The organism is Oleiphilus sp. HI0123 (assembly GCF_001635315.1).
In genome coordinates, this window is record NZ_LWGE01000638.1 from 1 (window position 1) to 456 (window position 456).

General features: G+C 47.1%; 1 protein-coding gene. It reads right to left on the minus strand.

Annotated features, from left to right (window positions below; genetic code table 11):
* Window positions 1-100: 100 nt before the first annotated feature.
* Window positions 101-456 (minus strand): MBL fold metallo-hydrolase (locus A3761_RS05775; protein WP_156491644.1); only part of this gene is annotated, 356 nt, incomplete at its 5' end.

Here is a 456-nt window from a genome sequence, read left to right on the forward strand (position 1 = left end):
ATTCGTGTTCTTACCATTTGTGTCATTAACGTTATGCCTATCTGATTTTTTACTGTGTCAACGCTGGTATCGAGCGCTTAAATATTATCTGTATACCTTACTAGCCGTAACCACCAACAAAGGGGTTGTTGGCTTTTTCATGCCCTATGGTCGACATCGGGCCATGACCCGGAATGAATTTCGTTTCATCCGCCAATGCCCAAAGCTTAGATCGAATCGACTTCGCAAGCGTGTCGAAGTCGCCCTTAGGGAAATCCGTACGCCCGATTGAGCCTTGAAAAAGAACGTCACCAACGACCAATAAATCACTACCTCGATGGTAAAAAACGACATGGCCTGGCGTATGACCAGGACAATGTAGCACTTCGAGAATCTCGCTCCCCACTTCAACCGTATCGCCCTGTTCCAGCCACTGGTCAGGCGTAAAGATCTTGGCAGCAGGAAAACCAAACATCT